This is a genomic window from Pseudoalteromonas sp. (assembly GCF_041613455.1).
In the GTDB taxonomy this organism is placed as follows: Bacteria; Pseudomonadota; Gammaproteobacteria; order Enterobacterales; family Alteromonadaceae; genus Pseudoalteromonas.
In genome coordinates this window covers 1-7,146 of the sequence record NZ_JBFJHD010000157.1, presented here as the reverse complement: position 1 = coordinate 7,146, position 7,146 = coordinate 1, and the positions used below count along the sequence as shown (strand labels likewise).

The following is a 7,146-nucleotide window of genomic DNA, read 5'->3' as shown; positions in this document are numbered from 1 at the left end:
CGCTGAATGAGCTGTTAGTCAGTAAACATATCGCGATTTAATTGGTATTTGTGCATTTTATCGTAAAGCGTTTTGCGGGCAATTTGCAGTGTGGCCATGGTGTTTTTAATACTGCCCTGGTTGCGCTGCAGTGCTTCTTCTAACAAAGACTGTTCATAATAACTGACTTTTTCGGCCAAGCTTAAATCTTGCGCTAACGCCTGCTGATCGTTTGCGGGATTATCAGTAAACGCCAGTTCGGGTCCTAGTAACACCGCGCGCTCGGCTTGATTTCTCAGCTCTCGCACATTACCAGGCCAATCATAGGCTAATAAACGTTGCTCTAATTCCACATTTAATGCCCCCAGCGGTTTATAAAATCGGGTCGCAGCGATGGAGCTAAAGTGCTTAAACAGTAACGGGATATCTGCTTTTCGCTCTCTTAATGGCGGAATATTAACCTTTACTAAACTCAAGCGATAGTACAGATCTGCTCTAAAAGTGCCCTCATCAACTAATGCCAGCAAATCAACCTTAGTGGCTGCAACAATACGAATGTCTAAATCAATAATATGATTGCCGCCCACTGGGGTCACTTTACGCTCTTCAAGCACGCGCAATAACTTTACTTGTAACGACAGCGGAGTACTTTCAATTTCATCCAAAAACACCGTGCCACCTTGAGCAAATTCAAATTTGCCTTTTCTATCTTTGGTGGCCCCGGTATACGCGCCGCTCACCGCGCCAAATAATTCACTTTCAATCAGTTGCTCAGGCACTGCTGCGCAATTAATTGCCACAAACTGACAACTAGAACGAGTACTATGGTCGTGTAAATAGCGCGCTACCAACTCTTTACCGGTGCCGGTTTCGCCCTCGATGAGTATATCTGCAGGCGTGTCGATAACCGTATTAAGTAGCTTCATCATATGCTGCATTTTGGCGGTTTCGCCCAAAATGCGCACGCCAGGCGCTGAGGTTTTTTCTACCGCACGTTTCAGTGCTCTATTTTCCATCACTAAACTGCGTTTATCGCACGCTCGTGCAATGCAGTCTAACAAATGTTCGTTTAACGGCTTTTCAAATAAGTCGTACGCACCTAACTGCATCGCCTTAACCGCCACCGCAACGTCGGCGTAACCGGTTAAAAAAATCACCGGGAGTTCACTGTCAAACGCGGTTATTTGCTCTAACAGTTGTAGCCCATCCATCGTCGGCATATTAATGTCACTCAGTACCACGCCCATAAAGGTGCGGCTGATGCGACTCAGTGCAGTGCTGGCATCACTAAAACAGTGTACTTCGTACCCTTCTAAAGACAGTAGTTGGTTTAATGAATCGCGGATCATTGCTTCATCGTCTATGACAATAACCTGTTTACAGGTTAATTGTTCAACCATGCTATGGCTCCTGTTTACTCGAAAGGCTAATGATAAACTGCGCGCCCCCTGTAGGGCAATTATGAGCGCTAAGCGAGCCATTAAACGACTCAATAATTTGTTTTGAAATCGATAAACCCAGCCCTAAGCCATTACTGGACTTAGTACTATAAAAAGGTTCAAAAATAGCGCCTAAGGCATGGTGTTCTATGCCTGGACCGCTATCTATAATGGAAAGTTTCACCCGCTCATCAAAGCATTCCACCTCAAAGTGTAATTGCCGCGTTGCTGCGTCCTGCATCGCTTGTGACGCATTGGTGATCACATTAACTAATACCTGCTCAAACTTAAGCGCATCCACCCACACCACAATATTTTCATCAAAGCTGGGCGGCTGCACTGTGACATCGTCTTGCTTTAATTGTGATTGGGTGATCATCAATGCATTATTTAATAATGCCGACAATGGGTGCGGTCTGAGTTGCATTTCTGAGGGTTTACTAAAGTGTTTAAGCTGCGCCACTATTTTATGAACACGTTCTACTAAGCCTTCAATAATGACTAAGTTTTCATGTAACGCTTTGTGCTTGCCTTTTTTCAGCAATATTTTTGCACTGGCTAAATAGGCATTCATGGCACACAATGGCTGGTTGATTTCGTGATTAATGCCCGCACTTAATTGCCCTATGGTGGCCAACTTTGCCGATTGCACTAAGGCGGTTTGCGCTTGTTCAAGTGCTTGAGTACGCTCAATCACCTCAAGCTCTAGGCTATGGCGCGAGTAAAGCAGTTTTTTATAGCCGGCAAAACGAGCCAGTAAGCTATAGCCAATAAAAATAAACACGCTATAAAACACCATCAGCCATAACAACCGCGGTAACTGCATGGCTGCCACGTTAGACACATCCACTAACACGGTCATTTTACTATTAAAATGGCGTAACGGTTGAGAGGCCCCCACATATAAACGTTGGGCAATTTTAAACTGCTCAATATCGTGGCTTTCAAAATGCTGGTGCGCAATGATCCCCGGTTGATAGTCTAAATACGCACGGCGCTGTTTAATGTCTCGGCGCGCGGTGATATCAAGTTCAACAAAGCTATTTAACCGCCAACTTGGCTCATCGGACATGGCAATAACATTGTCCGGTAATTGTAAATAAAAATGGCTCCCTTTTGCCGTATTGAGCAATGAACGGTCGTTTTCAAATTTAGCCACATTCACTTTTAGTGCCACCACACCAATGGCTTTACCCTGATGATATATTGCTTGCGAAAAGTAAATACCGCGCTCTTTAGAACGCTGTCCCAGTGCAAAGTAGGCAACCTTTTCACCGGCAAAGGCTTGTTTAAAATACGGCCGAAAAGAAAAGTTATTGCCTAAAAATGTATAATCTGTTTGCCAATTACTACTGGCAATCACATCGCCTTGGGTATCGAGTATATAAATATCTGATGCGCCGCTGGCTTTTTGTACATCCGCTAAATAATTATTAATCGAGCTAAAATGCTGCTCTTCACTGTTAGTAAAACGGATCAGCAATTCATTATTTGTTAATAATTGGGGAATGGCAGCAAAACGCGACAGTTCATTGTCAATGTAGTTATTCAGTTGACTGACCTGCAGATCGGCTTGTGCTTTTGCCTGTTCTAAGTCGTGGATGCGGCCAAACCAAAAGGTGACCACCAGCAAGAAAAGCAGTAAAAGCACTGCGAAAATAATTTTTTTAGGAATAAAAAACATAAACGCCTATAAAACGGGTAATGTTAGCTGTTAATAATAGGCGGTAGTTTATCGACTTAATACCAATAGTGATAGAAACTTTATGTTAACAATTGTATTAAAAATATAAAACCGTGAAATTAGGCAACTTCACGGTACAAAAAATAGCTTTATGCCTTCGCTTGGCGCGATTTATCTTTAACGTAATTATATAAACCGATTAAAGAGGCGGCAATCCAAAATATTTCTATTACAAAACTGGCTAAGTTAAAATTATAACAAAGGCTGATCAGCAATAAGATAGCACCGCTTAAGTTCATCATGTTATACACTAAACTGGTGGGCGCCACTTTATTTAGCTGTAATAAAAAAAATGAACCAACTACTAAAAAAGTACCCGTCATACCTATAATATCAAATAAAAGTGCAATCACACGTCTATCCTTTTCCATTTTAAAAACCCAACTAACTGGCCCAATCCATGGGGAGGGTATTTTTCAATCATTGAAACAGCAAAACCGGGTAAGTGTACCAGCCTAGCTATGACAAACAAGGCCTTATGTCCGCTAAGTGACCTCCTATTACCGATAAACACAGCGCGGACAACAAGCCGTTGTTAGCTTACTAATGGCTACATGATTAAGGTTTCAAATGCTCAATAAAGAATTTCCAACGCTTTTCAACAAAGTACGGACTGGTATCTAACACATGTCCCATTTTGGGCATAATCAGTAAGTCAAAATCTTTATTCGCATTAATCAATTTATCAACCAAGCGCAGCGTCGCTGATGGATGAACATTACTGTCTAATTCTCCATGCGCGAGGAGTAACTTGCCTTTCAGCCTAGTTACATCGGTATAATTTGATTGTTGTTGCCAATGTGCAGTGACCGGCCACCCCATCCAAATTTCATTCCAGCCAGCTTTATCGACACGAAAATCATGATTGCCCGATGCACTGACACCCGCTTTAAAAAACGTATTATGGCGCAGCATAGCTTGTACGGTATCGTAACCGCCGGCACTAAATCCAAAAATCCCTACCCGCGTTAAATCAAAGTAGTCATGCTTTTTAGCCAATTGCTTAATTGCCCATACATGATCATCGGTTCCCGCGGCTAAATTTTTATAGCTATGACGCTGAAAGGCTTTACCGCGTTTACTAGTACCTCGGCCATCCATTTTTATCACAATGAACCCCAGCTCGGCTAATGCAGGCCGTTGATTGCTAAAGGTATCAAATGATTTAGGAGTAAAAAAATTATGCGGTCCGGTGTAGCTGTCATCTATGATTGGGTACAGCTTGTTTGAATCAAAATGACTGGGTTTATAAATTAACCCGTAGAGCGGTGTTTTGCCATCTGGCGCCAATACTGTAAAGGGCTCTGGCGCGCGCCAACCCAGTGCAGTCAATGCGCTGGCATCGGCTTGATCGAGTAATGTTATTTTTTCGCCACTGTAAGCATCACGTAGCCAAGACTGAGTAGGCGTGTGCGCATCTGAATAGTTGTCTATCACATACTTAAAGCCAGGGGATAAATAACTATGATGTTCATGTGGCTCAGGGGTAAGCAAAGTGAGGTTCGAGCCGTCTAAATTAACTCGATAAAGGTGGCGAAAATATGCATCCACATTCGCTTCTTTGCCGGATGCCTCAAAATACACAATCCCTCGCTGCTCATCAATGCCTTTGATGCTTCTAACTGTGAAGTCACCTTGGGTTATTGGGTTTATTAACGCGCCTGATACGGTATCGTATAAATATAAATGTTGATAACCACTGCGCTGTGAACTCCATATTAAGCGGTTAGTTTGCTGTAAATTGTCGAACGTTTGCACCCAAGGATCAATAAACTCGTCATCGGTTTCTGTGATTAAGGTGCGTACGCGCTTATCTTTAGGCAGCACTTGCATTAAATTATATTCACGATTACCACGGCGACGATCGTGATAATAAAATGCGTCGTTATGCCATTTCCCCCAAATAGCGCCGCCATAATAGGTTTGCATTATTTTCGGGGCGTCTAATAGATCGGCGCGCTGTGCTGCCACATCAACTAACAATAGCTGCGCCATCGGCAACACGTCATCACCGGCTTGTGGGTAATAGTAACTAACGGTACTGACACTAAAATCATTGTCTGCTGTACTGTCGGTTAACGTCAGTTTATTAACGCCTTCTCTAAATAGCTTGTAGCTGATTAAATAGTTACTATCGCTTGACCAATACACTTGGAGTTGTTTTTGCTCTGCAAAATGCGCATCGTTTAGCATATCTTCCGGATACGGGTGTGCCACTGCGTACGGTTCGCTGGGTGAACCATCATGGGTGAGTTGTTTACAACGCTTATCAACACTGCTGCATAAATGAATATTATACTTTTCTAGCTTTACATAATGCTGTTTATTGGGCGATAAATAGCGCGCTTCATTCGCTGTGGTGCTCTGCACGGTATGGCACTGATACGCGTTTTCCGTTAGTTGGCAGCGGTAACTTTGCTGCGCAAAATTAAACGTCAGTGTGGTGCCATCAAAAGCAAGTTGCTGCAACGGCTTTGCCTGCCAATCTATCTTCACGTCGCTGCCAAGCGCTTGTTGTAGCCTCAGTTTGTCAAATAACGGCTGCGGGCGCTGCTGCTCAACAAGCACAAACTCTTGACCGTTCAGTGCAGAATAACGCTCAAACCAAAATTGTTCATCGCTATTATTTATCCACTGCGGTGTCAGCGATAAATTATGCACTTTAGTGGCTAAGTTGGTTGCAGAAAACAACTTAGCGCGCTGCAAATTAGCTGATTTATTAACACCACTGGCTGGCACAGATTGGCAGCCTATAAAAAATAAACTGCCGCATAATATTAGTAACTTTTTCATTTTTTCCCTCATATAACACAGTTTCACCTGCGAACGTCGATTGCTAGTTATTTTGTTTAATATCCGCAAACGATAATTAACTATTTTATCTATCAATAGGTTAACCAACAAAAACCCGTTAAATAAATACCGCTACAACAGGTTACATATAATTAACCGCTTGTTTACGATTTGGGTATAGGATATTGTATATTATATATTCATTACCAACAATGATCTATTGTGTTAACTAGTTTGGGGTGAATATTGACAACAATCATAACAACAAATATTTCCAGGAGAAGAAATGACCACATGTCGTTCTAAAAATCGGGCAATTGCACGTAAAAGCATAGTGTCACTGGCGGTTTTAACTGCTTTAACGGCTGCACCCAGCTATGCAGCCGACAGCGATAAAAAGCTTAATGAAGCACTAGAAAAGATAGAAGTGACCGGCTCGCGCTTAACTCGTTCTACTTTTGATGCGCCCAGCCCAACGACTATCATTAGCGCTGAGTCAATAAAAATGACCGGCTCGCTGAATATGAATGACGTACTGTCAACCATGCCCCAGTTTGGTAAAGGGTTTGATGCCACCGACGGTAATTACTCATTTGGTAATTCAGGAATAAACGCGCCGGACCTGCGCGATTTAGGCGCCACACGTACCCTTAACCTAGTTAATGGTAAACGCCCTATTTCGATTACCAACGACAGTAATATTATGCTCACCGATATTGGGATTATTCCCTCTGAGCTGGTTGAGCGCGTTGAAGTGTTAACTGGGGGCGGCTCGGCGGTGTATGGCTCGGATGCGGTCGCGGGGGTGGTCAACTTTATCTTAAAAAAAGATTTTTCTGGCACCGCCATTCGCAGTCAAGTGGGGGGCACCGAAGGCGGTGGCGCAAGTAGTCGCTCAGTCACGGTTACTCACGGTTTAAATTTTAATGATGATCGGGGTAACTTTTCCATGTCATTGGATTACTTTGATCAAGCGGCATTGTATTATAAAGACCGCCCAGGCTCTGCCAATACCAAACGTTATATCCCTAACCCTGACAATACCGGACCGAATGACGGCATTGCCGATCAAATCATAGCCAGCGATTTAACCTACCCTTCTTTTGGTGCCGATAAAAATGTATTTGGCGTGTGGAATACCGCAACTGGCGGCGCCGATTGGTTTCAATTAGATAACGGTATCGCGAGCCT

At 43.2% G+C, this 7,146-nt stretch carries 5 protein-coding genes; 1 reads left to right on the top strand and 4 read right to left on the bottom strand.

Annotated elements, in window-relative coordinates; all coding sequences use genetic code 11:
• Window positions 1–14: 14 nt before the first annotated feature.
• From ABYB02_RS12745 to ABYB02_RS12730, 4 genes are all read right to left on the bottom strand, one after another.
• Window positions 15–1,379, bottom strand: a complete 1,365-nt coding sequence (locus tag ABYB02_RS12745) for a sigma-54-dependent transcriptional regulator (protein ID WP_372762820.1) — start codon at window positions 1,377–1,379, stop codon at window positions 15–17.
• Window position 1,380: 1 nt separating this feature from the next.
• Window positions 1,381–3,102, bottom strand: a complete 1,722-nt coding sequence (locus ABYB02_RS12740) for an ATP-binding protein (protein ID WP_372762819.1) — start codon at window positions 3,100–3,102, stop codon at window positions 1,381–1,383.
• A gap of 149 nt (window positions 3,103–3,251) precedes the next feature.
• On the bottom strand, window positions 3,252–3,515 hold the full coding sequence (locus ABYB02_RS12735; RefSeq protein WP_372762821.1) for a hypothetical protein: 264 nt from the start codon (window positions 3,513–3,515) through the stop codon (window positions 3,252–3,254).
• A 205-nt stretch (window positions 3,516–3,720) separates the two neighbouring features.
• Window positions 3,721–5,955 carry a DPP IV N-terminal domain-containing protein gene (locus ABYB02_RS12730; protein WP_372762818.1) on the bottom strand — a complete coding sequence of 745 codons (2,235 nt, stop codon included), beginning with the start codon at window positions 5,953–5,955 and terminating at the stop codon, window positions 3,721–3,723.
• Between the two features lie 286 nt (window positions 5,956–6,241).
• Here ABYB02_RS12730 and ABYB02_RS12725 point away from each other — a divergent pair.
• A partial coding sequence (locus ABYB02_RS12725; RefSeq protein WP_372762817.1) for a TonB-dependent receptor plug domain-containing protein occupies window positions 6,242–7,146 on the top strand: 905 nt, incomplete at its 3' end.

Bases quoted from the DNA above. Each gene is read 5' to 3' on its own strand.
- ABYB02_RS12745 (WP_372762820.1), bottom strand. From the start codon at position 1,379: ATGGTTGAACAATTAACCTGTAAACAGGTTATTGTCATAGACGATGAA.
- ABYB02_RS12740 (WP_372762819.1), bottom strand. From the start codon at position 3,102: ATGTTTTTTATTCCTAAAAAAATTATTTTCGCAGTGCTTTTACTGCTT.
- ABYB02_RS12730 (WP_372762818.1), bottom strand. From the start codon at position 5,955: ATGAAAAAGTTACTAATATTATGCGGCAGTTTATTTTTTATAGGCTGC.